Below are 26,020 nucleotides of genomic sequence, written 5' to 3' on the forward strand. Positions count from 1 at the left end.
TTCATCCGACCGTGCCGGCTGAAGGTGCCCCTCACTCATGGCACGAACGGGTGGTGGCCCGGGCGTGCTGGGTGCGCGCGGCTCACACGGTGCGCGGGCGTCCGGCCACGGTCCCGATGATCCCCTGCACCACGACGACCGCGACCACCACCAGCAGCGAGCTCGACCAGGCCCCGGTGAGGTCGTGCAGCACGCCGAACAGGAACGGGCCGACCGAGGCGATCAGGTAGCCGACGCTCTGCGCCATCGCCGACAGCCGCGCGGTGTCGGCCGCGCTGGCGGTGCGCAGCGACAGCAGCACCAGGGCGAGCGGGAAGGCGCTCATCCCGACTCCGATGATCAGCGCCCACAGCCACGGCGCGGTGGTCGGCACGAGGAGCAGCCCGAGCATCCCGGTGATGGTCAGCACCGCGAGGCCCGCCGCCCAGCCGGACTGGCTGCGGCTGCGGGTGACCAGCGACGGCAGCACCATGTTGATCGGCACGCCCACCAGCAGCAGGAACCCGAGCAGCGCTCCGGCGGTCCCCGCATCGATCCCGGCGCCCTTGAACACCTCGGGCAGCCACCCCATCACCACGTAGGCGACCAGCGACTGCATCGCGAAGTAACCGGTGATCACCCAGGCCAGCGGGCTGCGCAGCATGGAACGGCCGGGCTCGGCCGGGGCCGCGGGCGCCGCGGTGCGCCCGGATCGCGCGGTGGCGGGCACCCACACGACCAGCGCCGCCAGCGCGAGCACCAGCCAGGTGCCCAGGGACAGCCGCCAACTGCCGGTCGCGCTGTTCAGCATCGGCGTGAGCGTCGAGCCCAGCGCGCCACCGGCCGCCATCGCGGTGGTGTAGAGGGAGGTGGCCATCCCGACCCGGTTCGGGAACGACTCCTTGACCACCACCGGGACCAGCACGTTGCACATCGCGATCGCGGCGCAGACGAGCACCGTCCCGCCGAGCACGGTCCACGGGCCGTTGAGCACGCGCAGCGCCATCGCCGCGGTGAGCACCGCCAGCGACACCGCGATCACCCGGCCGCTGCCGAGCCGGCGGGCCAGCAGCGGCGCGGCGATCCCGGCCACGCCGAAGCACAGCGTGGGCACGGAGGTGACCGCGCTGGCCCACGTGGTGCTCGCGCCGAGCGAATCGCGGACCTCGCCGAGCACGGAGGCCAAGCTGGTCACGGCGGGGCGCATGTTCGCGGCGGCGAGCGCGACCCCGATCAGCAGCAGGACGCCGCCGAGCGCACCGCGGCGGTCGGTGCGCGGCGGGTGCGCGGGTGCGGCGGCGGAGCTGGCATCCTGTTCGGTCACGGGCGGCATGTGGGTGGACATCGCGCCTAGTATGTCAAACATGGGATGTCTGGATGAGAGGACCTAATCGTGCCCTTGGTCACCGCGAAGCGAACCGGTCTGGTCGACCAGGTCATCGACCAGATGCGCGCCCTCGTGTCCTCCGGCGAATGGCCGCTGGGCGAGAAGATCCCGCCCGAGGCCGAGCTGGTCACCGCCCTCGGTGTCGGCCGCAACACGGTCCGCGAGGCGGTGCGCGCCCTCTCCCACACCGGGCTGCTGGAGGTCCGCCAGGGCGACGGCACCTTCGTCCGCGCCACCAGCGAGCTCTCCGGCGCGGTCCGCGGCCTCTGCGGTGACGAGCTGCGCCAGATCCACCAGGTGCGCCGCGCGCTGGAGGTCGAATCCGCCCGGCTCGCCGCCACCGCCCGCACCGAGCAGGACCTCGCCGAGCTGACCGCCCTGCTCGACGAGCGCGCCACCGCGCTGCGCGACCGGCTAGCCGACCAGGCCATCGCCGCCGACGCCGCGTTCCACCTCCGGCTGGTCGACGCCTCCCACAACCCGGTGCTGGTCGCGCTCTACCAGGGCATCCGGGAAGCGGTCGTGTCCAGCGTCGCCACCTGCTTCGACCCCGACCTGCCCGCCGAGGAGCACATCTCGCACCGCGAACTCCTCGACGCCGTCCGGGACCGCGACCCCAAGCGCGCCGCCGAAGAAGCAGGCGGCTTCCTCGAAGACCTCCTCGCCGAAGGCTGACCCGCAGCAAGGGCCACGAGAGCACACACGCCACCCGCAACCACCGTCAGGCAAGCGGCGCAGCCGCTTCCACCCCACGCACGCGCCAAGCCCGACCACCGTCAGGCAAGCGGCGAAGCCGCTTCCGCCTTGCCCCACCCTCGCAGCTCGCACCGCCGCGGGTTCTCAGCGGCCTTCTCGCGAGGACAGCCGCGACGCCGTGTACGTGCTTGGTACATCAGGAGCGGCTCCCGGAGCGAGAAGGCCGCTGAGGTTCCGCTGCTTGCACCGCCACGCAAGGCGAGTCCGAACACGCGATCAGTAGTCGGTGCCCATGTCGAAGGCTTCTTGCCCGGTCTCTGCCGCCAACGGCACCGCCCACACCCCGGTGAACACGCCCGCCGCGAATCCGGTCCGGGAGCGGCCGGTGGTCGGCTGCAACCGCACCGACGGGGCGCCGAAGCGCGTGATGACGACCTCTTCGCCCGCCTCGGCCCGGTCCAGCAGCTCGTCCAGTCGCGCCCGCGCTTCGTCGGCGGTGAACTCGGCAGCCATGGGACCGACGCTACCGGGCCGCCACGGCTCCCGGGGCCGTACCGGCCGGTAGTACCGGCAATCCGGCGGGCGCGCCGCCGTCCAGCAGCCGCAGCAGCGCGCCGGTGTCGGCGTGCCGCTCCACCAGATCGCCCAGCAGGTCGAGCTGACCGGCGCGGATGGCGGCGAAGGAGGTGTCTTCGGCGGGGGCGAAACCGTCCCGCCCGGCCCGCCGCGCGGCCCAGCGCAGGAACTCCCGGCGGAACGCGTCGTTCTCGAACAGCCCGTGCCAGTGGGTGCCGAGCACCGATCCGCGCACGCCGCCCTCGACCTCGCCGTCCGGCAGCTCCACCAGCGGTGCCTGCTCCCCCCGGCCGACCACGGTCCCGTGGTGGATCTCGTAGCCGCCGACCGGTTCGCCGAACGCGGTGCCGCGCGGCCGGGCGAGCGTCTTGGCGGCGGCGAACTCGATCTCCAAGTCGAGCAATCCGAGCCCGTCCACCCGGCCGTCGCCCGATTCGACGTGGTCGGTGATGCCGGTGGCCAGCATCTGGAACCCGCCGCAGATCCCGGCCACCGGGAGCCCGGCCCGCGCGTGCGCCAGCACGGCGTCGGCCAGCCCGGTGCGGCGCAGCCACGCCAGGTCCGCCACCGTCGACTTCGAGCCGGGCAGCACGACGAGGTCGGCGTCGGACAGCCGCGACGGCTCGGTGACGAACCGGACCGCCACGCCCGGCTCGGCGGCGAGCGCCTCCACGTCGGTGGCGTTGGAGATCCGGGGCAGCCGCGGCACCGCGACCCGCAGCCACTGCTCGCCCACCGGCGGCGCGGGGCGGCCGATCACGCCGTCGGCGACGTAGGACAGCGAATCCTCGGCGTCGATCCACAGCTCCTCGGCCCACGGCAGCACCCCGTGCACCGGCCGCCCGGTCAGCGCCCGGAGCTGCTCCAGGCCGGGTTCCAGCAGCGCCGGGTCCCCGCGGAACTTGTTGATCAGGAAGCCGCCGATCAACGCCTGATCGGCGGCGTCGAGCAGCGCCAAGGTCCCGTAGAGCTGGGCGAACACCCCGCCCCGGTCGATGTCGCCGACCACCAGCACCGGCAGGTCCACCGCCCGCGCCAAACCCATGTTGGCGATGTCGCTGCCCCGCAGGTTGATCTCGGCGGGCGAGCCGGCGCCCTCGCAGATGACGTGGTCGAACTTGGCGGCCAACCCCTCCAGCGCGGACACCACGGTCTCCAGCAGGGCGGCCTTGCGCTCCCGGTAGGACAGCGCGGTCACCTCGCCGTCGACCGAGCCGAGCACCACCACCTGCGACCGCCGGTCGCTGCCCGGCTTGAGCAGCACCGGGTTGAACCGCACGGACGGCTCCAGCCCGCAGGCCGCGGCCTGCAACGCCTGCGCCCGGCCGATCTCCCCGCCGTCCGGGGTGACCACGGAGTTGTTCGACATGTTCTGCGCCTTGAACGGGGCGACCCGGGCGCCCTGCCGGGCCAACCAGCGGCAGATGCCCGCGGTGACCACGCTCTTGCCCGCGTCCGACGTCGTCCCGGCGATCAACAACCCGTGCACCACCCGTTCCTACCCCACGCCGCGCGCGAGCGGGACAGCGGGCGAGCAAGGTCACCGGCGGCCGAGCACCGCCGGGTGCCGCGCCGAACGCCGAGCACGCCCTTCGCTACGCGGTTCCGGGCTTCGGCGAAGCGCGGATGACCGCCGCGGTCACCCCTACCGGGGTCAGACCTGGGTGAGGATCTCGTTGCCGTCCTCGGTGATGAGGATGGTGTGCTCGAACTGGGCGGTCCAGCTCTTGTCCTTGGTCGTGACCGTCCAGCCGTCGTCCCACAGGTCGTACTCGTGGGTGCCGAGGGTGATCATCGGCTCGATGGTGAAGGTCATGCCCGGTTCGAGGATGGTCTGCACCGACGGCTCGTCGTAGTGCAGCACGACCAGTCCGCTGTGGAAGGACCGGCCGATGCCGTGCCCGGTGAAGTCGCGGACCACGCCGTAGCCGAACCGCTTGGCGTAGGACTCGATCACCCGGCCGATCACGTTGAGCTGCCGACCGGGCTTGGCGGCCCTGATGCCGCGCATCGTCGCCTCGTGGGTCCGCTCGACGAGCAGCCGGACCTCCTCGGAGACCTCGCCGGCCAGGAACGTCGCGTTGGTGTCGCCGTGCACGCCGCCGAGGTAGCCGGTGACGTCGACGTTGACGATGTCGCCGTCCTCGATCACCGTCGAGTCCGGGATGCCGTGGCAGATCACCTCGTTGAGCGAGGTGCAGCAGGACTTCGGGAAGCTCCGGTAGCCCAGCGTGGACGGGTAGGCGCCGTGGTCGCAGAAGAACTCGTGCACCACCGCGTCGATCTCGTCGGTGGTGGCGCCGGGCCGGACGACCTTGCCCGCCTCGGCGAGGGCCTGCGCGGCGAGCCGTCCCGCGGCGCGCATCGCCTCGATGACCTCGGGCGGCTGCACGTCCGGGTCGGTGTTGCGCTGCGGAGCCGGCCGGTCCACGTACTCCGGCCGCTCGATCGTGGCGGGAACGGCGCGACGCGGGGTCTGCACACCTGGGTTCAGCGGGGCTCGTACCGGCATGTCCTCCACTCTAACCACGCGTGCCGCGACACCCTCGGCGCGGTGACCCGTCGCCGCACCCGGTCACACCAGGACGCCGTCGAAGCCAGGGGAGGCGGTCCGCAAGCCGAGCTTGCCCGCGATGTCCAGCAGCACCGGGTCGTAGGACAGGTAGGCGTGCAGCGTCGGCTCCGCCATCGCGGTGGCCAGGTGCACGGCGTCCACCGGGCCGACCCCGAAGCGCAGTTCGGCGGCCTGGTCGAGCACCTCCTGCTCCACCGGCAACTGGTCCAGCTTCGACAGCACGATCTCGGCGAGGTCCTCGGCCGCCGGGCCGTCCACCCGGAACCGGCGCATCACGTCGACCTTGGCCAACGCGCTGGTGGCGCGACGCCGCTCCAGGCGTTCCCGCACCCACGAGCTCAGCGCCGGGCTCTCCGGCTCGGGGGCGATCAGCTTGATCAGCGCGGAGGAATCGAAGTAGATCACGAGCACTCCTGTTCGGCGGCGCGACCGGACCGGTCGGCGCGCGGACGGGGATCCAGCGGGGTCGGGAACCAGCGGACGGGGAGCCTCCGGGCAGGGAACCCCGGGCGGGAGCCGCCGGCACCGGGCGTCACCGGACCCGGGCCGGGCCCCTCCGGAGGCGTCGCGGCGCACCCGCGCGCGACGACGCCCCGTCACTCCAAAATAGCAGTTCCGTCGCTCTCCGTGATCACTCGATGACGTGAATCAGAGCCCGCCGAGGAACGCCCGGGCGGTGTCCACCGCCGGTCCCGAGCTGCCCGCGTCGGTCAGCAGCACCGCGAACGCCAGATCGCCCCGGAACCCGATGAACCAGCCGTGCGAGCGCGTCCCGTCGCCGTACTGGGCGGTGCCGGTCTTGCCCGACACCTCGCCGGAGCCGGCGACCCCGGTGGCCGTTCCGCTGGTCACCACCTCGCGCATCATGGCCCGGACCTGGTCGAGGGTCTGCGGCGACGGCGGCTGCGGGGTGGCGTTGGCGGTGGTCTCCTCGCCGCGGACCAGCGTCGGCACCGGCATCCGGCCGTTGACGATCGACGAGGTCGCCAGCGCCATGCCGAACGGGCTGGCCAGCACCTCGCCCTGCCCGATGCCGTTCGCCGCGCGCTGCACCACCGACTCGGCGGGCGGCACGTCACCGGTGATGGTGATCGCGCCGGGCATGTCGAAGTCGACGCCGAGGCCCAGGCGCTGCGCCGCGTCCGGCAGCGCCTCCGGCGGCTGGTCCACCGCGAGCTGCGCGAACGTGGTGTTGCAGGACTGGGCGAAGGCGGTGCGCAGCGGCACCGTGCCGAGCTCGAACTCCTTGTCGTTGGGGATTTCCCGCCCGTCGAACGTCTGCCTCGCCGGGCACGCCACCGGCGTGTCGATGCCGACCGCCCCGGACTCCAGCGCGGCCGTGGCGGTCACCGCCTTGAACGTGGAGCCGGGCGGGTACTGGCCGGTCAGCGCCACCGGGCCCTGCCGGTCGGCGGGGTCGTTCTGCGCGACGGCGAGCACCTCACCGGACGACGGGCGCATCGCGACCAGCATCGCGGCCTGCGGCACCGGGTCGACGGCCTGTTCGGCGGCCCGCTGGGTCGGATCGCTGAGCGTGGTGCCGATGGGCTCGACCGGGCGCGGCGCCACCTCGTGCAGCACGGCGGTCTCCGCCCCGCCGCCGTCGACGGCCACGACCCGCCACCCGGCGGCGGCCTCGACCTGCTCCCGCGCCTTGCGCTCGACCCCGCCGAGCACCTGCGAGGCGTAGCCGCGCTCGGCCGTGACCAGCCGGGTCTGCGCCGGGAACCGCACCCCGGGCAGGTCGTAGATCCGGTCCCGGACCCGCTCGTAGTCGCCCTGCCGCAGGGTCACCACCGCGTACGGGGCGCCGGGCCGGGTGCGGCCCACCCCGTCCATGATCGTCTGCTGGGTGATGGCCGGTTCGATGTCGTCGAGCGCGTCGGCCAGCGCCGCCGCCACGCCGGGCACGTCACCGGCCTCGTTCGGGTGCAGGGTGACGGTGATGAGCTGTTCCGGGGTCATCAGCGGCGTGCCGTCGCGGTCCAGCACGGGCGCCGGCTCGGGCTCGTCCACCCGCAGGGCCGCGGTCTGCCCGGCACCGAGCTCGGGGTGCAGCGCCGACGGGGACCAGCGGACCCGCCAGCCCTGGTCGGTCTCGGTCAGCGGCACCGAACCCCGGTACTCCCACACCCGGCCGCCGCCGAGGTCCCAGGACATGTCGTAGTCGGCGCGGGCGCCCCGCTCGGTCTCGGTCACGCCGCGCACGGTCGCGCGCACCGACTCCGGGGACAGCGCCTGCCGCGTGGTGTCGATGGCCTGCCGCGCCGGTTGCGGGGCGTCGGTCCGCTGCGCCGCCGCCCCGGCGTCCCCGGCCGCCACCGCGTCGAGGAAGGCCGTCGCGACGTCCTGCTCCGACGGTCCGGTGGAGCAGGCGGCCGTCAGCGGCAGCGCGACCGCGAGCGAAGCCAGGCTTGCGAAGATCCGCGAGGAGAACACCCCGCGAGTATGCCGAAGATCGCCGCGGAGGATGCAACTCGGTTCGGCACCCGCTCCGGCGTCCCGTCGGACGAGCGGGGCGGCTTTCGCGCTCTTCGTGGGGTCCGGCCTGGAACCGGTCGACGACCTCGGCCGCCCCCGTCGTTGTCAAACCTATCGATTTTCGATAAATTGCGATCGTTGCACGATCAAAGGAGTTCACCATGGGAAAGTCGGCCGTGGTCGCACTGCGCATCGTCATCGCGGTTGCGCTCACCGGTTCCCTGATCGTCCAGGGCGTGCTGGTGCCGCTGCTGTGGCAGGACGTGCGGGAGGCGCCCACCGGCGTGCGCGTCGCCCTCGTGGTGATCGTGGTGCTGGGCATCGTGACCATGCAGATCACGGGCGTGTGCATCTGGCGGCTGCTGACCATGGTGCGCGGCGGAACGGTCTTCTCCCACGCCGCGTTCCGGTACGTCGACGTCGTGATCGGCGCGATCGCGGCGGCCTCGGTCCTCACCTTCGGGATCGCGGTGGTGGCCGCCCACAGCAACCGGACCACACCGGGCGATGCGGTCGCCCCCGGGGTCGTCGGGCTGGTCTGCGGAGCCTCCCTGGTCATCGCGGGCGTGGCCCTCATCGTCCTGGTGCTGCGAATGCTGCTGGTCAAGGCAGTGGCGCTCGACTCCGAGGCGAAGCACCTGCAGTCCGAACTGGACGTGGTGATCTGATGCCGATCGTCGTCGACATCGACGTCATGCTGGCCAGGCGCAAGATGTCGGTCGGCACCCTCGCCGACCGGGTCGGGATCACGCCCGCCAACCTCGCGGTGCTCAAGAACGGTCGCGCCAAGGCGGTTCGCTTCACCACCCTCGCCGCGCTCTGCGAGGTCCTCGATTGCCAACCGGGCGACCTGCTCCGCTGGGAGCCCGACGAGCGGGTGGCCCCGGCAACGGGAGCATCCCGGCCGGGATCGGGGTCCGCAGGCACGCCGGGGTGACCTCGTCCGCTGCCGCGGGCCGCCGTCCCGCGATCTCCGGGGGTGGAGCACGCGGCCGCTCCTGGCTAGGGTCTGGACGCACACGCCGGGGGCCGACCCCGCACGCGGCACCGGAGGGACTCGATGGAACGGTCGGACTTCGACAGCCCGGACGTGAACAGCCCGAACGCGGCGCGGATGTACGACTACTTCCTCGGCGGAGCGGCGAACTTCGCCGTCGACCGCATCGCCGCCGAACAGGCGCTCGCGGTGACGCCGGAGATCGGCCGGTTCGCCCGCGCCAACCGCTCCTTCCTCGGCCGCCTGGTCGCGCACCTCTGCGACCTCGGCATCGACCAGTTCCTCGACCTGGGCTCCGGCGTGCCCACCGTGGGCAACGTCCACCAGATCGCGCACCGCCACGACCCGCACGCGCGGGTGGCCTACGTCGACGTCGAGCCCGTCGCCGTGTCCCACGCGCGGTCGCTGCTGGACGGCCAGCCGCACGTGACCATCACGCAGGCCGACATCCGCTCCCCCGAGGCGGTCCTGTCCGCCCCCGGCGTGGCCGGTCTGATGGACTTCACCCGCCCCGTGGCGGTGCTGGCCGTGGCCATCCTGCACTTCGTGCCCGATGACGACGACCCGGCGAGCCTCGTCGCCTCCTACCACCGCGCCTGCGCTCCGGGCAGCTACCTGGGGATGTCCCACGCCAGCCCGGTCACCATGACCGCCGAGCAGGTCGCCGGCGGCCGCGAGGTCTACCGCAGCACCACGACCCCCATCACACCGCGTTCCCGGGAGGCGATCATGGCCATGCTCACCGGCTGGCAACTGCTCGATCCCGGGCTGGTCCCGCTCGACCAGTGGCGCCCCGACACGACCGGCGAACCCGTCGCCAACGGATACGGCGCCCTCGCCTACCTGCCCTGAACCGCGGGTCCGGAGCTCAGAGCAGCACGGTGGCGAAGGAGCCGACGCTGCGGAAGCCGATCTTGGCGTAGGCGAGGCGGGCGGCGATGTTGAAGTCGTTGACGTACAGGCTCGCGGTGCGGCCCAGCCCGCGCACCAGCCGGTCGGCGACCGCCGCGGTACCGGCCGTGCCGAGCCCGGTGCTGCGCCGGTCCGGGTGCACCCACACGCCCTGGATCTGGCCCACGGTGCGCGACAGCGCCCCGACCTCGGCCTTGAAGACCACCTCGCCGCCCTCGAAGCGGGCGAACGCCCGCCCCGAGGCGATCAGGTCCGCGACCCGGGCCCGGTAGCTCGCGCCACCGCCCTCGCCGTTCGGGTCGACGCCGACCTCCTCGGTGAACATCGCGACCGCCGCGGGCAGGTAGCGGTCCAGCTCGTCGGGGCGCACCGGGCGCACCAGCGGGTCGGGGACGACCATCGGCCGCTCGGACAGCACCATCAACGGCTGGTCGGCGCGGACCTCGCGCGGCGGACCCCAGTGCGGCGCCAGCGCGTCCCACAGGGCGAGCACCTGGTCGGCCGGGCCGACCAGCGAGGAGCACATCCGGCGGCGGCGCAGCGCGCGGTCGGCGAAGGCCCGCACGGCATCGGCACCGCCGCGCAGCGGGATCAGGTTGGCCCCGGAGAAGCAGAGCCCCTCCAGCCGGTTGCCGTACCCCCAGAGCTCACCGCCGAGGCGCAGCGGGTGCAGCCCGACCTCCTCGACCCGCGAGGCGACCATGCAGGCCGCGACCGGGGCGGCGTCGAGCGCGGAACGGACGACCGGCGCGTCGCGTTCTTCCAGTAGCCGTGCACCGGCGAGCTTGAGCACCCGCCAAGAGTGCCAGAAACGCCCGCCGGAGGACGTCCCCGGCGGGCGTGCACCACAGCCACCCGACCGGCAGGTCACCCGATCGGAGCAATGCGGTGGGTTCGGCCCCCGGTCAGGAGACGGTGACCACCGGGCTGGCGCCGTCCACGGGCTCGCCCATGTCCTCGGCGATGCGCATGGCCTCGTCGATGAGGGTCTCCACGATCTGCGCTTCGGGGACGGTCTTGACGACCTCGCCCTTGACGAAGATCTGGCCCTTGCCGTTGCCGGAGGCCACGCCGAGGTCGGCCTCGCGGGCCTCGCCGGGTCCGTTGACCACGCAGCCCATCACCGCGACCCGCAGCGGCACCTCCATGCCCTCCAGCCCGGCGGTGACCTCCTCGGCCAGCTTGTAGACGTCGACCTGGGCCCGGCCGCAGGACGGGCAGGACACGATCTCCAGCTTGCGGGGCCGCAGGTTCAGCGACTGCAGGATCTGCGTGCCGACCTTGATCTCCTCCACCGGCGGCGCCGACAGCGACACCCGGATGGTGTCGCCGATGCCCTGGCGCAGCAGCGCCCCGAACGCCACCGCGGACTTGATCGTGCCCTGGAACGCCGGACCCGCCTCGGTCACCCCCAGGTGCAGCGGGTAGTCGCACCGCTCGGCCAGGATCTCGTAGGCCCGCACCATCACCACGGGGTCGTTGTGCTTGACCGAGATCTTCAGGTCGTGGAAGCCGTGCTCGGCGAACAGCGACGCCTCCCACAGCGCCGACTCCGCCAGGGCCTCCGGGGTGGCCTTGCCGTGCTTCTCCATCAGCCGCGGATCCAGCGACCCGGCGTTGACCCCGATCCGGATCGGCGTGCCGTGATCGGTGGCGGCCTGGGCGATCTCGCGGACCTTGTCGTCGAACTTGCGGATGTTGCCCGGATTCACCCGCACCGCCGCGCACCCCGCCTCGATCGCGGCGAAGACGTACTTCGGCTGGAAGTGGATGTCGGCGATCACCGGGATCTTCGACTTGCCCGCGATCGCGGGCAGCGCCTCGGCGTCGTCCGCGCTCGGGCACGCCACCCGCACGATGTCGCAGCCCGCCGCCGTCAGCTCCGCGATCTGCTGCAACGTCCCGTTGATGTCCGCCGTGTTCGTCGTGGTCATCGACTGCACGGAGATCGGGGACTCACTGCCCACCCCGACCGGACCGACCTGCAACTGCCTGGTCTTGCGCCGCTCCGCGAGCACCGGCGCCGGCCCCACGGGCATCCCCAGATCGACGGTCATCGATTCCTCTCCACCTCTGGGTCGTCACCGGGCGGCGAGCACCGCCCGGCTCCACGATACCGACGTGCACGGCCCCGGCCCGGCGCGCCCGGGGTAGGTGAGCTCACGTCACGTGATCGTCGGCACCCGTTCACCCGGATGTCGGCACTCGGAAGCGGGACGCAGCAGGGTGACGGCCCCGACCGGGCGAACACGGCCCGCCGCGACCGGTCACCAAGCGGGCCCTCACCCGTTCGGAAGCCAGGTGAGGGGCACCCTTGCCCGAGTTACTTGGGCGAGGGTGCCCCTCACCCCGCTCGGCCGTCGCCGGGCGGGACGTCAGAACAGCGTCACGGGGTTGACGACGTCGGCGACCAGCACCAGCAGCGAGTACCCGATGAACAGCAGGCTCACCGCGTAGGCCACCGGCATCAGCTTGGCCGTGTCGAACGGTCCCGGGTCGGGCCTGCGCACCACCTTCGCGAACCCGCGCCGGATCGACTCCCACGCCGCGCCCGCGATGTGCCCGCCGTCCAGCGGCAGCAGCGGCAGCATGTTGAACACGAACAGCGAGAGGTTCACACCGGCGAGCAGGTTGAACATCATGATGATCCGGGCGTCCACGCCGATCTGGTCGGAGGAGAGCACCTCGCCGCCGAGCCGGCTGGCCCCGACGATGCCGACCGGCGAGTCCTGCTCCCGCTCGCCCCCGGCGATGGCGCCGACCAGGTCGGGCACCCGCTGCGGCAGCTCGATGACCTTCTGCGCGGTCAGGGTCACCATGTTGGTCATGGTGCCCACGACACCGCCGACGTCCTGCTTGACCAGGTGCATGGTGGGCGTGAGGCCGAGGAAGCCGACGGTGACGCTCTCGCTGGTGTCGTCCAGCCGGGGCCGCTCGGTCTGCATCAGGTCGGCCGAGAGGTGCACCCGCTGACCGTCGCGCTCCACCACCACCGGCACCGTCCCGGAGGAGTCCCGGATGGCCCGCTGCAACTGCTCCCACTCGGCGTAGGAGCGGCCGTTGAACTCGACGATGCGGTCACCCGGCCGGAACCCGGCCGCCGCGGCCGGGGAGGCCGGGGCGCCGGCCGGGCAGGTCGTGGTGTCCGCCGCGTCGGCGGGCAGCACGCACTCGCTGACCGCCTCGACCGTGGTGGTCGGGGTGGACACGCCGTAGCCCATCAGGATCGCGGCGAAGATGCCCACCGCCAGGATCAGGTTCATCACCGGGCCTGCGGCCATGACGATGATCCGCTTCCACGGCTTGCGCTGGTAGAACTGCCGGTGCGCGTCCTCCGCGGTGACCTCTTCGGAGGCGGCCTCGCGAGCGTCCTCGATCATCACCCGCCACGGCGCGGAGGAGGCGGTGCGCCCGTACTCCTCCTCGCGCTTCGGCGGGAACATGCCGATCATCCGGATGTAGCCGCCGAACGGGACGGCCTTGATCCCGTACTCGGTGTCGCCCTTCTTCCGCGACCACAGCGTCCGGCCGAAGCCGACCATGTACTGCGTGACCTTGACGCCGAACATCTTCGCGGTCAGCAGGTGGCCGAGCTCGTGCCAGGCGATGGAGAACAGCAGGCCGACGAAGAATATGACGATGCCCACGACGACCAGCATCCAATGACTCCTTTCGAAAAGCGGCGACAGCCGCCTTGCGGTGGGCCGCCCCACCGGCACCGCCGAGGGGCCTCAGGCGCCGCTTCGACCCGCACCAGGACGGGCTCCCGCAGCGCGGCGCCGCCCGCCCCGCTCCGCGAACCGCGCTGCGCGCACCACTACTTCGCCCTTCCCGTCGCGACGAGCTCGCGGGCCCGGGTCCGGGCCCAGTCCTCGGCCGCGAAGACTTCCGCGAGGTCCGCCGGGCCGTCCTTCCACCGGTCGGCCTCGGCGAGCACTTCACCCACAGTGTGCACGATGCCGAGGAAGCCGGTCCGGCCGTCGACGAACGCGGCCAGCGCCTCCTCGTTGGCCGCGTTGTAGATGGCCGGCACGCAGCCGCCGGTGCGCCCGGCGTAGCGCGCCAGCTCGACCGCCGGGAACGCCGCGTCGTCGACCGGCTCGAAGGTCCACGACTGGGCGTCCCGGAAGTCCAGGGCCGGGGCGGCGCCGGGCACCCGGTTCGGCCAGTCCAGGGCCAGCGAGATCGGGATCATCATGCTCGGCGGACTGGCCTGGGCCAGCGTCGAGCCGTCGGTGAAGGTGACCATCGAGTGCACGATCGACTGGGGGTGCACCACCACGTCGATCCGGTCGTAGTCGACGCCGAACAGCAGCTGCGCCTCGATCAGCTCCAGACCCTTGTTCACCAGCGTCGCCGAGTTGATGGTGACCACGCTGCCCATCGACCAGGTCGGGTGGGCCAGCGCCTGCTGCACCGTCACCTCGCCCAGGTCGGCCTTGGTGCGGCCCCGGAACGGACCGCCGGAGGCGGTGAGCACCAACCGGTCCACCTCATCCGCGCGACCACCGAACAGGCACTGCGCCAGCGCGGAGTGCTCCGAGTCCACCGGCACGATCTGGCCGGGCGCGGCCCGCTCCAGCACCAGCGGGCCGCCCGCGATGAGCGACTCCTTGTTGGCCAGCGCGAGCTGGGCGCCGCTGGCCAGCGCGGCCAGGGTCGGCCCGAGCCCCCGGGAGCCGTCCACGCCGTTGAGCACCACGTCGGCGGGCGTGCTCTCCACCAGGTCGGTGACCGCGTCCGGTCCGGTGAGCAGCCGGGGCACCCGCCACTCGCCGGACGCGTACCCGCGCCGCTGGGCCTCCGCGTACAGGGCGAGCTGGACGTCCTCCAGCGCGGTGGGCTTGGCCACCGCCACGGCCTCCACCTCGAACTCCAGCGCCTGGGCGGCCAGCGCGCGCGGATCGGATCCGCCCGCGGCCAGCCCGGCGACCCGGAAGCGGTCCGGGTTGCGGCGGATCACGTCGAGCGCCTGGGTGCCGATGGAGCCGGTCGAGCCCAGGACGAGCACGGTGCGGGAGGTACCCGTGCGGTTCGCGGTGTCGGTGTGGTTCGGGGTCTCGGCGCGCATCGCCGCCATTCTTCCCGAACCCGGTCGCGGTGGGACGCGCGCGGTGCGCAAATCACGATTGCCGACCGCACACAGGCCCCCTCGGCCCGCCGGACCGTGCAGCGGACGCGACGTCGAAGCCGAGCGCGGTGGGACTTCGCCCGGCACCGGGAGCACCACGTTCCGCCTCGGTCACCCGCTGTCCCGATTGCCCCAGGCCTTGCGCGACGTTCGGCACCCGTCTTGTCGGACGGGTCCGAATCAGGTGAGCGCCTGCTCCTCGGTCTCCAAGTTGCGCGGCAGGAGAGTCAGCAGCTCGTCGTGCGACGGCCAGAACGGGGTGCTCACGCCGCAGGCGTGCAACGCGGTGCGAATGGCCGCCTGCCCGACCGCGATTCCCTCGTCGGATGTGGCGGCCTTCACGCTGGCCTCGACCTCGACGATGCCCTCGCCGCGGTCGACGGACACAGCCGAGTCGGTGAACTGCGGAGTGCACTCCTCCTGGTCGAGAAGCGCTTCGGTGAGCCGGTCGGCGTGCTCGAACAGGTCGACGGACGCGCTCGGCACGCTGAACTTCCAGTGGATCAGCACTCCGACCGTCACCTGGATCCCCCCTCGTTCGGCGTGCACACCTGCCGGTAGAGCCAGCCTAGCGCCTGCTCACCGTACTTGGGGTTGCTCGGGGTCAGGTGTATGGAGCGCTGGTGGTCGCCACAGGGGCATTTCACCCGGTAGTACTTGGGGGGATCCTCGACCCGCCACCCGTTCTGGTGGAAGATTTCGAGAACCTTCTCCATGTCTTTGCGCGGGTGCTTCTTCCAGTACCCCATCGCCCTCCCCCTGTCCAGGGTGGTCATGATCCCAGCTCCGGCCCGGCGCCCGGTCGGCCCGCCGGACGATCGTCGTCCCGGGGCGGTGTGCGAAGATGGACCGGCGCGTGAAGCGGATCGGTCCGGCCCGCGCGGCCGGTGTGGTACAGGAGGGCAACGTGGCGAGCACGGAGCTGGAGAAGAAGCCCGGCCAGGCCGTCGACCCGGCCGAAGAGCCGTCGGCGGAGTGGGGCTGGCACGGCGGCTTCCCGAAGGGCACCCAGATCGCCGGGTGGTTCTCCGTGTTCGCGATGGTGATGATGCTGATCGGCAACCACCAGGGCATCCTCAGCGGTGGCGACTCCTTCAAGACCGAGGACGGCTACCTGGTCTTCATCGCCGCCATCATGGCCCTCGCCCTGATCTACGACCTGCGGAAGAAGAAGCGCCAGTCCTGGAGCTGATCCCAGCCGACGAACGACGCCGCCGGAGAGCCCCGCTCCCGGCGGCGTCGTCGTCTTTCGGCTCCGGACCGCTTTCGCCCATGGCCTGCTCGGCGGTGCGGGATGCGGAACTCAGCGGCCTTCTCGCTGCGCCGATCGCCTCCTGATGCACCCACGGCGTACCCGGCGTCGGCGCTGTCCTTGCGAGTGGACCGCTGAGAACCCGCATGCGGTGCCGGTTGCGTGCCCCACCGCATGCGGCTCCGCCGCATCCGGAAAGAACCCTTAGCGACTCCGGCGAGAGGTCCGGCCGCCTGCGCGGGCCAGCGCCGGTCGCCGCAGCGCCGCCTTGCCGACCACCGCGCCGAGCCCCGCTCAGCGGCGGCGGCCCGGGCTCACTCCTCGGCGGCGAGCTGGCCGCAGGCCGCGGCGATCTCCTGGCCCCGGGTGTCGCGGACGGTGCAGGCCACGCCGCCGTCGTTGACCCGGCGGACGAACTCGCGCTCGACCGGCTTGGGGCTGGCGTCCCACTTGCTGCCCGGGGTGGGGTTCAGCGGGATGACGTTGACGTGGGCGAGCTGGTCGAGGTGCTTGCGCAGCCGCTTGGCCAGCAGGTCGGCCCGCCAGGGCTGGTCGTTGACGTCGCGGATCAGGGCGTACTCGATGGAGACCCGGCGGCCGCTGGCGTCGGCGTAGTAGCGCGCCGCCTCCAGCACCTCGTCGACCGACCAGCGGTTGTTCACCGGCACCAGCGTGTCGCGCAGCTCGTCGTCGGGGGTGTGCAGCGAGACCGCGAGGCGGATCTGCATCCCCTCGTCGGCGAGCTTGCGCATCGCCGGGGCCAGGCCGACCGTCGAGACCGTGACCGAGCGCTGCGCCAGGCCCAGCCCGGACGGGCTGGTGATGTGCCGGACCGCCTGGACCACCCGCTTGTAGTTCGCCAGCGGCTCGCCCATGCCCATGAACACGACGTTCGACAGCCGTCCGGCGCCGCCGGGCACGTCGCCGTCGCGCATCGCCGCCGCGGCGGCGCGGACCTGGTCGACGATCTCGGCGGTGGACAGGTTGCGCTGCAACCCGCCCTGGCCGGTGGCGCAGAACGGGCACGCCATCCCGCACCCGGCCTGGCTGGAGATGCACACCGTCGCCCGGTCCGGGTAGCGCATGAGCACGCTCTCCAGCATCGTCCCGTCGTGCGCCCGCCACAGCGTCTTGCGGGTGGTGCCGCCGTCGGTGTCCACGTCGCGGACCGGGCTGAGCAGCTTCGGCAGCAGCTGTTCGGCGAGCCTGGTGCGGCTGCCGGCGGGGATGTCGGTCATCGACTCGACGTCGTCGGTGAGCCGCCCGAAGTAGTGGTGCGCGAGCTGCTTGGCGCGGAACGGCTTCTCCCCCAGCTCGGCCACGGCGGCCTTGAGCTCCTCGGCGGAGAGGTCGGCGAGGTGGCGCGGGGGCAGCCCGCGGCGCGGTGCGTCGAAGACGAGCGGGAGGGAGGTCGCAGACATAGCTCTCCCAGTGTCCCACGCCCGGACTCGACCTTGGTGCGGGCCACCGCGCCGGGTACAGTTTTCGCCGTGCCGAAACGCGGACCCGCTGCCGGGCGAAAACGGATCGCCGCCCTGACGTCGTTCGTGCTGCTGCTCAGCGCGTGCGGCACCGGCGCGGGCCGGCCCGCCGACGAACGACCGCGGGTCGTGACGACGTTCACCGTCATCGCCGACATGGCGCGCAACGTCGCGGGCGGGCTGATCGCCGTGGACTCGATCACCAAGCCCGGCGCCGAGGTCCACGAGTACGAACCCACGCCCAGCGACCTGCTCACCGCGGCCAAGGCCGATCTCGTGCTGGACAACGGGCTCGGCCTGGAGCGCTGGTTCGAGCGGTTCGTGCAGCGCAGCGAGGCCGAGCACGTCACCCTCACCGAGGGCGTGGCGCCGATCCCGATCAGCGGCAGCGATGCCATCAACCCGCACGCCTGGATGTCGCCGCGCACCGCCCGCCACTACGTGATCGCGATCCGGGACGCCTTCGTCCGGCTCGACCCCGCCCACGAAGCCGCCTTCCGCGCCCACGCCGAGGCCTACCTGGCCGAGCTGGACGCCGTCGACCGCTCGCTGCGCGCCGAGCTGGCCACCATCCCGGAGCAGCACCGGGCGCTGGTCACCTGCGAAGGAGCGTTCTCCTACCTGGCCCGCGACGCGGGGCTGCGCGAGGCGTACCTGTGGCCGGTCAACAGCGAGCAGGAGGGCACCCCGCAGCAGATCAAGGCCACCACCGAGTTCGTTCGCGCGAACGGGGTGCCGACGATCTTCTGCGAGTCGACCGTGAACGACCAGGCGCAGCGGCAGGTCGCCGAGGAGACCGGCGCGGAGCTGGGTCCGCCGCTGCACGTCGACTCGCTGTCCGGGCCGGACGGCCCGGTGCCGACCTACCTCGACCTGCTGCGCCACGACGCGCGGGTGATCGTCGAGGGGCTGCGCGGAGGTGCCCGGTGAACGCGATCGAGGCCCGCGGCGTCGCGGTGCGCTACGGACCGGTGCTCGCCCTCGACGACGTGACGCTCACCGTCGCCCCGGGTCGGATCTGCGGCCTGCTCGGGATGAACGGATCCGGGAAGTCGACGCTGTTCAAGGCCCTGCTGGAGCTGGTCCGGCCGGACCGGGGCGAGATCCGGCTGCTGGGCACCGGCTCGCGGCGCGCCCGCCGCTCCGGGGCCGTCGCCTACGTGCCGCAGGCCGAGGCGATCGACCCGGACTTCCCGGTCACCGTCGCCGACGTGGTGCTGATGGGCCGCTACGGGCGGATGGGCCCCACCCGGCGGGCCCGCCGCGCCGACACCGAGGCGGTGCACGCCGCGCTGGACCGGGTGGGGCTCGCCGACCTCGCCGGGCGGTCGATCGGCGCGCTCTCCGGCGGGCAGCGCAAGCGCGCCTTCGCGGCCCGCGCCCTCGCCCAGGACGCCGCGCTGCTGCTGCTCGACGAACCCTTCGCCGGGGTCGACGCGTCCTCCGCGGCGGTGCTCGTCGAGCTGCTGCGGGAGCTGGCCGCCGAGGGCCGCACCGCGGTGATCTCCACGCACGACCTGGCCGGCGTGCCCGCGCTGTGCGACGAGGCGGTGCTGCTGCAACGCCGGGTCATCGCGCACGGACCGCTCGACGAGGTGCTCACCCCCGAGGCGCTGGCCCGCGCCTTCGGGCTCGCCGACCAGGAGGCGCGATGATCGACGTGCTGCAGTGGCTGGCCGAACCGCTGGAGTTCGGGTTCATGCGGCGCGCGCTGCTGATCAGCGCGGTGGCCGGGCTGGTCTGCGCGGTGCTGTCCTGCTGGGTGACGTTGATCGGCTGGTCGCTGCTCGGCGACGCGGTCTCGCACGCGGTGCTGCCCGGCGTGGTGCTCGCCTACGTCGTCGGCGCCCCGTTCTCCGTCGGCGCGTTCCTGTTCGGGGTGCTGGCGGTGCTGCTCATCGCCGGGGTGCGCGGCACCACCGCGCTCAAGGGCGACACCGCGATCGGGGTGGTGTTCACCGGCCTGTTCGCGCTGGGCGTGGTGCTGGTCTCGCGCGTGCCCAGCCAGGTGGACCTCAACCACATCCTGTTCGGCAACGTCCTCGGCGTCAGCGACCAGGACATCGCGCAGGTGCTGGTGATCGCCGCGGCCGTGCTGCTGGTCGCGCTGGCCAAGCGGCGGGACCTGACGCTCTACGCCTTCGACCCGACCCACGCGCACGCGATCGGGTTGAGCCCGAAGCGGATCGGCGCGCTGCTGCTGACCATGCTGGCGCTGACCGTGGTGGTGGCGCTGCAGGCGGTCGGGGTCGTGCTGGTGACCGCGATGCTGATCACGCCGGGCGCGACGGCCTTCCTGCTGACCAGGCGTTTCCCCCGGATGCTGGCCGCCGCGGCGGCGGTGGCGGTGCTCAGCGCGGTGCTCGGCACCTACCTCAGCTTCCACGTCGACACCTCGACCGGCGGGATGGTCGTGCTGTGCCAGGCGGTGGTGTTCGCGCTGGCCTACCTGGGCGCACCGCGGCACGGGATCATCGCCCGCCAGCTGCGGCGGCACCGGTCGCGCGGGCCCCACCGGAGTCCTGCGGACGCCGCGACGCCTCTATCGTGAGGGCATGACGAGTATGGCCGAGCGCCCGTCGCCGTCCGTGGAGGACTACCTCCGGACGATCTACGGGCTGAGCGAACGCGGCGTGCCCGTCACCAACGCCACCCTGACCCAGCGGCTCGGGCTGAGCCCGTCCTCGGTGTCCGGGATGATCACCAAGCTCGCGCAGCTCGGCCTGGTCACCCACCAGCGCTACCGCAGCGTGGAACTGACGCCGCGGGGCGAGCGGCTGGCCAACGACGTGCTGCGCAGGCACCGGCTGATCGAGCTGTTCCTGGTCGAGGAGCTCGGCTACACCTGGGACGAGGTGCACCGCGAGGCCGACGCGCTGGAGCACGCCGTCTCCGACGAGCTCATCGCGCACATCGAGGCCAAGCTGGGCCACCCCACGATCGACCCGCACGGCGACCCGATCCCGACCGCCGAGGGCGACGTGGCCGAACCGCAGACCGAGCTGCTCGACCGGGTGGCGCCGGGGACCGTGGGCACCGTCGCGCGCGTCTGGGACACCGATTCGGAGCTGCTGCGCTACCTCACCGAGCACGGCATCACCCTCGGCGCCCGCATCGAGGTGGTCGAACGCAAGCCGTTCGGGGGGCCGCTGGTGGTCCGCGTCGGCGAGGGCGAACCCGAGACCCACTTCCTCGGCGACGAGATCGCCGCCGCCCTGTCGATCAGCGTCCGCCGCTGAGGCCGGTGGACCGCGCCCCGAGCAGGCCGGTGGGTTTGCGCCGGGTCCGCACCCGGTAGCCGACGGGCAACGTGCGGCCCGGCGTCTCCCGGAGGGCGCGCGCCGCGACCGGTGCGGAGAACTCGATGCCCAGCACCGCCGCCAGCTCGGCCCGGTCGTCGAACCGCCACTGCGAGGCCACCGGGACCGACTCGAAGCCGTGCCGGTCGAAGAAGCGCTCCACCTCGGCGGGGTCGAGCTGCGGGGCGTCGGCGCGCATCCAGTCGCCGTAGGGCGGGGCGGCGAGGTCCAGGTCGACGATCGCGAGCACGCCGCCGGGCCGCAGCACCCGCTCGGCCTCGGCCAGCCCCGGCTCGCAGCCGGGGCCGAAGAAGTACGCGGTGCGCGCGTGCACCACGTCGACGCAGGCGTCCGGCAGCGGCAACCGCTGCGCCGGGGCGGTCACCACCCGCGCACCCGGTGTCCCGGCCATCCGGCGCCGCGCCGCCTCGGCCAGCGGCGGGTGCGGTTCGGCACCGACCGCGGTGCGCGCGGTCGCGGCGAAGACCGGCAGGTGGAAGCCGTCCCCGCAGCCCACGTCGAGCACGTCCGCGCCGGTCCAGTCGCAGCGCTCCCGCAGCGCCCGCCACACCGCACCGGTGCTGTCCTGCGCGCGGTTCTCCACCGCGTAGACCTCGGGCCAGTGCCAGATGTTGGGGCTCGGCGTCACCTGCGGTCGCGACCGCTGCCGCCAGGTCCGCATCAGGTCGGGACCAGCCAGGACAACGCCAGCCAGGCCACCACCGCGGACGGCAGCAGCGAATCCATCCGGTCCATCAGGCCGCCGTGCCCGGGCAGCATCGTGCCCATGTCCTTGATCCCGAGGTCGCGCTTGATCAGCGACTCCATCAGGTCGCCCACCGTCGCGCAGCACACCAGCGCGACGCCGAACACCACGCCGTCCCACCACTGGCCGCCGAGCAGCAACGTCACCGACAGCACCCCGGCCACGGCGCCGACCAGCATCGAACCGCCGAAGCCCTCCCAGGACTTCTTCGGGCTCACCTTCGGCGCCATCGGGTGCCTGCCCAGCAGCACGCCGAACGCGTACCCGCCGGTGTCCGAGGCGACGACGACGATCATGAAGCACAGCGCGCGGAACGCCCCGTCCTCGGGCACCACCAGCATCGCGGCGAACGCGGCGAACAGCGGCACGTAGGCGGCGGTGAACACCGAGGCGGTCACGTCCCGGAGGTAGCCGTCCACGCCGTGCCGGAAGCGCCAGGCCAGGCAGGCGAGGGTGGTGAGCACGAACGCGACCAGCGCGCCGTGCAGCGCGAACGGCCAGGACAGCCAGATCATCGCCTGCCCGCCGACCAGGACCGGCAGCAGCGAGACCCGGATCCCCGCACCGCGGCGCAGCGCCCCGGCCAGCTCGATGCTGGACACCGCCGCCGCGGCGGCCACGATCCCGATGAACAGGAACCGCACCATCAGCAGCGACAGGACGATCGCCGCGCCGAGCACCAGCCCGACGCCGATGGCGGCGCGGAGATCACGCCCGGCCCTGGAGGGACGCGAAGGCTCGCCCGGCTTGTCAGCGGACATTCCGAACTCACCTTCGCGTTGGCCGGCGGTCACCGATCAGACCTCGAGGAGTTCCGATTCCTTGTGCTTGACGAGGTCCTCGATCTGGGCGACGTAGCGCTGGGTGAGGTTCTCCAGCTCCTTCTCGCCCCGGGTGCCCTCGTCCTCGCCGGCCTCGCCGTCCTTGACGATCTTGTCGATCTGCTCCTTGACCTTGCGCCGGATGCCGCGGACGGTGACCTTGCCCTCCTCGCCCTTCTGCTTGGCGAGCTTGACCATGTCCTTGCGGCGCTCCTCGGTCATCTGCGGGATGGCGATCCGGATCAGCTGACCGTCGTTGGAGGGGTTGACGCCCAGGTCGGAGTCCCGGATGGCGGTCTCCATCGCCTTGAGCTGGCTGGCGTCGTAGGGCTTGATGACGACCAGCCGGGCCTCCGGCACCGACACGCTCGCGAGCTGGTTCAGCGGCGTCGGCGAACCGTAGTAGTCGACGACGATGCCGGAGAACATGGCGGGGTTGGCGCGGCCGGTGCGGACCGTGGACAGGTCGTCCTTGGCCACCTCCACCGCCTTCTGCATCTTCTCCTCGCCTTCGAGAAGCGCTTCGTCGATCACGGCTGCTCCTTAAGTCACCGATGGACACTGCAAGTGTGCGTGCTGCGGTTCGCGAGCCGCCGGGCACCCCCGCGAACCGCCAGGATGATCCCAGCTCAGTCAGGCGGGCGGGGCCGCCGGGGTGCTCACCAGCGTGCCGATCTTCTCACCGCCGACCGCGCGGGCGATGTTGCCTTCCTCCAGGAGGTTGAACACCAGGATGGGCATGTGGTTGTCCATGCACAGGCTGAACGCCGTCGCATCGGCCACCTTCAGCCCCTGTTCGAGTACCTCCCGATGGGTGATGGCCTCGAACAGGGTGGCGTCCGGGGTGGTCTTCGGGTCGGCGTTGTAAACGCCGTCCACGGCCTTGGCCATCAGCACCACCTCGCAGCCGATCTCCAGCGCGCGCTGCGCGGCCGTGGTGTCGGTGGAGAAGTACGGCATCCCGGTCCCGGCGCCGAAGATGACCACGCGGCCCTTCTCCATGTGGCGCATGGCGCGGCGCGGGATGTAGGGCTCGGCGACCTGGCCCATCGTGATCGCGGTCATCACCCGGGTGTCGATGCCGTGCTCGCGCTCCAGGAAGTCCTGCAGCGCGAGGCAGTTCATCACCGTGCCGAGCATCGCCATGTAGTCGCCGCGCGCGCGTTCCATGCCGCGCTGCTGCAGCTCAGCCCCGCGGAAGAAGTTGCCGCCCCCGATCACGATGGCGACCTCGACCCCGTCGGCGACGACATCGGCGATCTGCCGGGAGACCGTGCCGACCACGTCGGGATCGATTCCGACGCCGCCGCCGCCGAACATTTCACCGCCCAGCTTGAGCAGCACTCGCCCGTAGCCGCGATGCATGGGGCCGTCGTCGGTCACTGGTTCCTCCTGCGAGGTTCGGTGGAACTACGTCTCGTCGCGGTGCGCGGGAGCCGTCCCCTCGCCAAAGCGCCCCGCCTTGCGACCAAGGCGGGGCGCCGATGCCGAATCCGACGGCTCGTCACGTCGACCGACCGGGCGGACCCGGTCGGCGTCACACAGTACCCAGCGGCCGCCCGGCGCACCCGCCGGGCGGCCCGTCCGCTCGGGAGCGGTGGGGGCGGGTCAGACCTGGCCGACCTCGAAGCGGACGAACCCGGTCACGGTCACGCCCGCCTCCTCCAGCAGCGCCTTCACGGTCTTCTTGCTGTCCTGCACCGAGGACTGCTCCAGCAGCGTGTTCTCCTTGAAGTACCCGTTGAGGCGACCCTCGACGATCTTGGGCAGCGCCTGCTCCGGCTTGCCCTCGGCCTTCGCGGTCTCCTCGGCGATGCGGCGCTCGTCCTCGACGATCTCGGACGGGACGTCGTCGCGGCTGAGGTACTTCGGCCGCAGCGCGGCGACCTGCATCGCGGCGGCGCGGGCGGCCTCCTCGGAGGGGCCGGTGTACTGCACCAGCACGCCCACCGCCGGGGGCAGGTCCGTGGCGCGGCGGTGCAGGTAGGTGGCCACCTCGCCGTCGAGGTTGGCGACCCGGCGCAGCTCCAGCTTCTCGCCGATCTTGGCCGACAGGTCCTGGATGATCTCGCCGACGGTCTTGCCGTCCAGCGGCGCGGCCAGCGCGGACTCCAGGTCCGTGGCACCGGCGCCCTGGACGGCGCCGACGATCTTGGCGGCCAGCTCGATGAACTCGTCGTTCTTGGCGACGAAGTCGGTCTCGCTGTTCAGCTCGATGAGCACGCCGCCCTCGGCGGCGACCAGGCCCTCGGCGGTGGAGCGCTCGGCGCGCTTGCCCACGTCCTTGGCGCCCTTGATGCGCAGCGCCTCCACGGCCTTCTCGAAGTCGCCCGCGGCCTCCTCGAGCGCCTTCTTGCAGTCCATCATGCCGGCGCCGGTCTTCTCCCGAAGACGCTTGACGTCAGCAGCGGTGTAGTTCGCCATCGTGCGTTGTCCGTCCTTCTTCGTACGCAGCGGGAATGTCTGGGGCGGTCCACGAGCACGCGCCGGGTGGCGGTGGGGTCCGCGGTGGAGTTGTGCGACTGGCTACCGGCTGGCGGTTCGGCGCAGCGCACCGGCGCGGTCCGGGCGGGACATCGCGCGACGCCGCCCGGCTGCCGCCGGCGGCGGGACCGGACCCCGCGCCCGCCGGGGTGCGGCGGGCGCGGGGCGGTCGATCAGGACTGCGCGGACTGCTCGTCGGCGGCGGGGGCCTCCCCGGCCTGGCCCGCGTCGGCGGAACCGGCGGCCTGGGCGGAGCCGGCCAGCAGCTCCTTCTCCCACTCCGGCAGCGGCTCCTCACCGGCGGCCGGCTTCTCCGCGGCCTCGGCGGCACCGTTGGTGCGGCCGCTGCGGGCCATCAGCCCGTCGGCGACACCGTCGGCGACCACGCGGGTCAGCAGCGCGGCGGACCGGATCGCGTCGTCGTTGCCCGGGATCGGGTAGTCGACCTCGTCCGGATCGCAGTTGGTGTCCAGGATCGCCACCACCGGGATGCCCAGCTTGCGGGCCTCGCCGACGGCGATGTGCTCCTTCTTGGTGTCCACGATCCACACGGCGCTGGGCACCTTGCTCATGTCGCGGATACCGCCGAGCGTCTTCTCCAGCTTGTCCTTCTCGCGGGTCAGCATCAAGATCTCCTTCTTGGTGCGACCCTCGAAGCCACCGGTCTGCTCCATGGTCTCGAGTTCCTTGAGACGCTGCAGACGCCGGTGGACGGTCTGGAAGTTGGTGAGCATGCCGCCCAGCCAGCGCTGGTTCACGAAGGGCATGCCGACCCGCTGGGACTGCTCGGCGATCGCTTCCTGCGCCTGCTTCTTGGTGCCGACGAACAGGATCGTCCCGCCGTGGGCGACCGTCTGCTTGACGAAGTCGTACGCCGCGTCGATGTACGACAGCGTCTGCTGCAGGTCGATGATGTAGATGCCGTTGCGCTCGGTGAAGATGTAGCGCTTCATCTTCGGGTTCCACCGACGGGTCTGGTGCCCGAAGTGCACGCCGCTGTCGAGCAGCTGCTTCATGGTGACGACGGCCATGGCCTGATTCGCACCTCGTGTGTCGGGCGCGCCGGAGCGCGCGATCGGTTGCCGCGGCAGGCCGGGTGACCTGCCGCCCTGGCGCCCGCCTCGACTCCCCACCCGGCTGAGCCGGGACCGCGGGGGGTCGGTACCTCCTCCCCGCCTGGAGG

Annotated in this window: 28 protein-coding genes; 9 read left to right on the plus strand and 19 right to left on the minus strand. The window is 72.4% G+C overall.

Annotated features, from left to right (window positions below):
- Window positions 1-82: 82 nt before the first annotated feature.
- Complete coding sequence (locus tag ABD976_RS00910) at window positions 83-1,312, minus strand: CynX/NimT family MFS transporter (RefSeq protein WP_345355679.1); 1,230 nt, start codon at window positions 1,310-1,312, stop codon at window positions 83-85.
- 60 nt (window positions 1,313-1,372) lie between these two features.
- Between ABD976_RS00910 and ABD976_RS00915 the strand changes: the two genes are divergently transcribed.
- A complete protein-coding gene (locus ABD976_RS00915; RefSeq protein WP_345355483.1) occupies window positions 1,373-2,041 on the plus strand; it encodes a FadR/GntR family transcriptional regulator in 669 nt (222 codons plus the stop codon).
- A 297-nt stretch (window positions 2,042-2,338) separates the two neighbouring features.
- Here the strand turns inward: ABD976_RS00915 and ABD976_RS00920 are convergent, their stop codons facing one another.
- The 5 genes from ABD976_RS00920 to ABD976_RS00940 form a co-directional block, all read right to left on the minus strand.
- A complete protein-coding gene (locus ABD976_RS00920) occupies window positions 2,339-2,575 on the minus strand; it encodes a type II toxin-antitoxin system Phd/YefM family antitoxin (RefSeq protein WP_345355486.1) in 237 nt (78 codons plus the stop codon).
- 10 nt (window positions 2,576-2,585) lie between these two features.
- The gene (locus ABD976_RS00925; protein WP_345355488.1) at window positions 2,586-4,127 is read right to left on the minus strand and encodes a cobyric acid synthase; all 1,542 of its coding nucleotides are present in this window, start codon (window positions 4,125-4,127) and stop codon (window positions 2,586-2,588) included.
- A 165-nt stretch (window positions 4,128-4,292) separates the two neighbouring features.
- Window positions 4,293-5,150, minus strand: a complete 858-nt coding sequence (gene map, locus ABD976_RS00930; protein WP_345355491.1) for a type I methionyl aminopeptidase — start codon at window positions 5,148-5,150, stop codon at window positions 4,293-4,295.
- A 63-nt stretch (window positions 5,151-5,213) separates the two neighbouring features.
- Window positions 5,214-5,618: a type II toxin-antitoxin system VapC family toxin gene (locus tag ABD976_RS00935; RefSeq protein WP_345355494.1), complete on the minus strand. Its 405-nt coding sequence runs from the start codon at window positions 5,616-5,618 to the stop codon at window positions 5,214-5,216.
- Between the two features lie 243 nt (window positions 5,619-5,861).
- Complete coding sequence (locus tag ABD976_RS00940) at window positions 5,862-7,652, minus strand: penicillin-binding transpeptidase domain-containing protein (RefSeq protein WP_345355497.1); 1,791 nt, start codon at window positions 7,650-7,652, stop codon at window positions 5,862-5,864.
- Between the two features lie 203 nt (window positions 7,653-7,855).
- Between ABD976_RS00940 and ABD976_RS00945 the strand changes: the two genes are divergently transcribed.
- The 3 genes from ABD976_RS00945 (at window position 7,856) to ABD976_RS00955 (ending at window position 9,543) form a co-directional block, all read left to right on the plus strand.
- The gene (locus tag ABD976_RS00945; protein ID WP_345355500.1) at window positions 7,856-8,362 is read left to right on the plus strand and encodes a DUF2975 domain-containing protein; all 507 of its coding nucleotides are present in this window, start codon (window positions 7,856-7,858) and stop codon (window positions 8,360-8,362) included.
- Window positions 8,362-8,631, plus strand: a complete 270-nt coding sequence (locus tag ABD976_RS00950; RefSeq protein ID WP_345355503.1) for a helix-turn-helix domain-containing protein — start codon at window positions 8,362-8,364, stop codon at window positions 8,629-8,631. The genes ABD976_RS00945 and ABD976_RS00950 overlap by 1 nt, the downstream gene beginning before the upstream one ends.
- A 123-nt stretch (window positions 8,632-8,754) precedes the next feature.
- Window positions 8,755-9,543, plus strand: coding sequence for an SAM-dependent methyltransferase (locus ABD976_RS00955; RefSeq protein ID WP_345355506.1), 789 nt, complete (start codon window positions 8,755-8,757; stop codon window positions 9,541-9,543).
- A 16-nt stretch (window positions 9,544-9,559) separates the two neighbouring features.
- Here ABD976_RS00955 and ABD976_RS00960 read toward each other — a convergent pair whose 3' ends face one another.
- The 6 genes from ABD976_RS00960 to ABD976_RS00985 form a co-directional block, all read right to left on the minus strand.
- Window positions 9,560-10,396: a GNAT family N-acetyltransferase gene (locus tag ABD976_RS00960; protein ID WP_345355509.1), complete on the minus strand. Its 837-nt coding sequence runs from the start codon at window positions 10,394-10,396 to the stop codon at window positions 9,560-9,562.
- Window positions 10,397-10,508: 112 nt separating this feature from the next.
- Window positions 10,509-11,660, minus strand: coding sequence for a flavodoxin-dependent (E)-4-hydroxy-3-methylbut-2-enyl-diphosphate synthase (gene ispG / locus ABD976_RS00965; protein ID WP_345355512.1), 1,152 nt, complete (start codon window positions 11,658-11,660; stop codon window positions 10,509-10,511).
- A 318-nt stretch (window positions 11,661-11,978) separates the two neighbouring features.
- Entirely contained in the window at window positions 11,979-13,262 is a 1,284-nt protein-coding gene (locus tag ABD976_RS00970; RefSeq protein ID WP_345355515.1) for a M50 family metallopeptidase, read from the minus strand.
- 158 nt (window positions 13,263-13,420) lie between these two features.
- Window positions 13,421-14,674, minus strand: coding sequence for a 1-deoxy-D-xylulose-5-phosphate reductoisomerase (dxr, locus tag ABD976_RS00975; protein WP_345355518.1), 1,254 nt, complete (start codon window positions 14,672-14,674; stop codon window positions 13,421-13,423).
- 240 nt (window positions 14,675-14,914) lie between these two features.
- Window positions 14,915-15,244, minus strand: a complete 330-nt coding sequence (locus ABD976_RS00980) for a hypothetical protein (RefSeq protein ID WP_345355521.1) — start codon at window positions 15,242-15,244, stop codon at window positions 14,915-14,917.
- Window positions 15,245-15,252: 8 nt separating this feature from the next.
- Window positions 15,253-15,510 carry a hypothetical protein gene (locus ABD976_RS00985; RefSeq protein ID WP_345355524.1) on the minus strand — a complete coding sequence of 86 codons (258 nt, stop codon included), beginning with the start codon at window positions 15,508-15,510 and terminating at the stop codon, window positions 15,253-15,255.
- 131 nt (window positions 15,511-15,641) lie between these two features.
- Here ABD976_RS00985 and ABD976_RS00990 point away from each other — a divergent pair, with 131 nt between their 5' ends.
- Window positions 15,642-15,926 (plus strand): DUF2631 domain-containing protein, encoded by a 285-nt coding sequence (locus ABD976_RS00990; protein ID WP_345355527.1) that lies wholly within the window; start codon window positions 15,642-15,644, stop codon window positions 15,924-15,926.
- Between the two features lie 374 nt (window positions 15,927-16,300).
- Here ABD976_RS00990 and rlmN read toward each other — a convergent pair whose 3' ends face one another.
- Entirely contained in the window at window positions 16,301-17,407 is a 1,107-nt protein-coding gene (rlmN, locus tag ABD976_RS00995; protein WP_345355530.1) for a dual-specificity RNA methyltransferase RlmN, read from the minus strand.
- 69 nt (window positions 17,408-17,476) lie between these two features.
- On the opposite strand from rlmN, the gene ABD976_RS01000 reads away from it, so the two are divergent.
- From ABD976_RS01000 to ABD976_RS01015, 4 genes are read left to right on the plus strand one after another with little or no spacing between them, the layout of a single operon-like run.
- Window positions 17,477-18,397, plus strand: a complete 921-nt coding sequence (locus ABD976_RS01000; protein ID WP_345355533.1) for a metal ABC transporter substrate-binding protein — start codon at window positions 17,477-17,479, stop codon at window positions 18,395-18,397.
- Window positions 18,394-19,122 carry a metal ABC transporter ATP-binding protein gene (locus ABD976_RS01005; protein ID WP_345355536.1) on the plus strand — a complete coding sequence of 243 codons (729 nt, stop codon included), beginning with the start codon at window positions 18,394-18,396 and terminating at the stop codon, window positions 19,120-19,122. Before ABD976_RS01000 ends, ABD976_RS01005 begins: the two co-directional genes overlap by 4 nt.
- Complete coding sequence (locus ABD976_RS01010; protein WP_345355539.1) at window positions 19,119-20,018, plus strand: metal ABC transporter permease; 900 nt, start codon at window positions 19,119-19,121, stop codon at window positions 20,016-20,018. Before ABD976_RS01005 ends, ABD976_RS01010 begins: the two co-directional genes overlap by 4 nt.
- Before the next feature lie 13 nt (window positions 20,019-20,031).
- The gene (locus ABD976_RS01015; RefSeq protein WP_369775001.1) at window positions 20,032-20,706 is read left to right on the plus strand and encodes a metal-dependent transcriptional regulator; all 675 of its coding nucleotides are present in this window, start codon (window positions 20,032-20,034) and stop codon (window positions 20,704-20,706) included.
- On the opposite strand, the gene ABD976_RS01020 is transcribed toward ABD976_RS01015, so the two are convergent.
- The 6 genes from ABD976_RS01020 to rpsB all read right to left on the minus strand — a co-directional run bounded on the left by ABD976_RS01020 (window position 20,690) and on the right by rpsB (window position 25,868).
- A complete protein-coding gene (locus ABD976_RS01020; protein WP_345355545.1) occupies window positions 20,690-21,448 on the minus strand; it encodes a class I SAM-dependent methyltransferase in 759 nt (252 codons plus the stop codon). The genes ABD976_RS01015 and ABD976_RS01020 overlap by 17 nt on opposite strands.
- Entirely contained in the window at window positions 21,448-22,293 is an 846-nt protein-coding gene (locus ABD976_RS01025; RefSeq protein WP_345355548.1) for a phosphatidate cytidylyltransferase, read from the minus strand. The genes ABD976_RS01020 and ABD976_RS01025 overlap by 1 nt, the downstream gene beginning before the upstream one ends.
- A 36-nt stretch (window positions 22,294-22,329) precedes the next feature.
- Entirely contained in the window at window positions 22,330-22,887 is a 558-nt protein-coding gene (frr, locus tag ABD976_RS01030) for a ribosome recycling factor (protein WP_345355551.1), read from the minus strand.
- A 99-nt stretch (window positions 22,888-22,986) separates the two neighbouring features.
- A complete protein-coding gene (gene pyrH / locus ABD976_RS01035; protein WP_345355554.1) occupies window positions 22,987-23,736 on the minus strand; it encodes a UMP kinase in 750 nt (249 codons plus the stop codon).
- Window positions 23,737-23,961: 225 nt separating this feature from the next.
- Complete coding sequence (tsf, locus tag ABD976_RS01040; RefSeq protein ID WP_345355557.1) at window positions 23,962-24,777, minus strand: translation elongation factor Ts; 816 nt, start codon at window positions 24,775-24,777, stop codon at window positions 23,962-23,964.
- A gap of 233 nt (window positions 24,778-25,010) precedes the next feature.
- Window positions 25,011-25,868 carry a 30S ribosomal protein S2 gene (gene rpsB, locus ABD976_RS01045; RefSeq protein WP_345355560.1) on the minus strand — a complete coding sequence of 286 codons (858 nt, stop codon included), beginning with the start codon at window positions 25,866-25,868 and terminating at the stop codon, window positions 25,011-25,013.
- Window positions 25,869-26,020: the final 152 nt, after the last annotated feature.

Source organism: Saccharopolyspora cebuensis (genome assembly GCF_039542665.1).
GTDB classification, from domain to species: Bacteria; Actinomycetota; Actinomycetes; order Mycobacteriales; family Pseudonocardiaceae; genus Saccharopolyspora; species Saccharopolyspora cebuensis.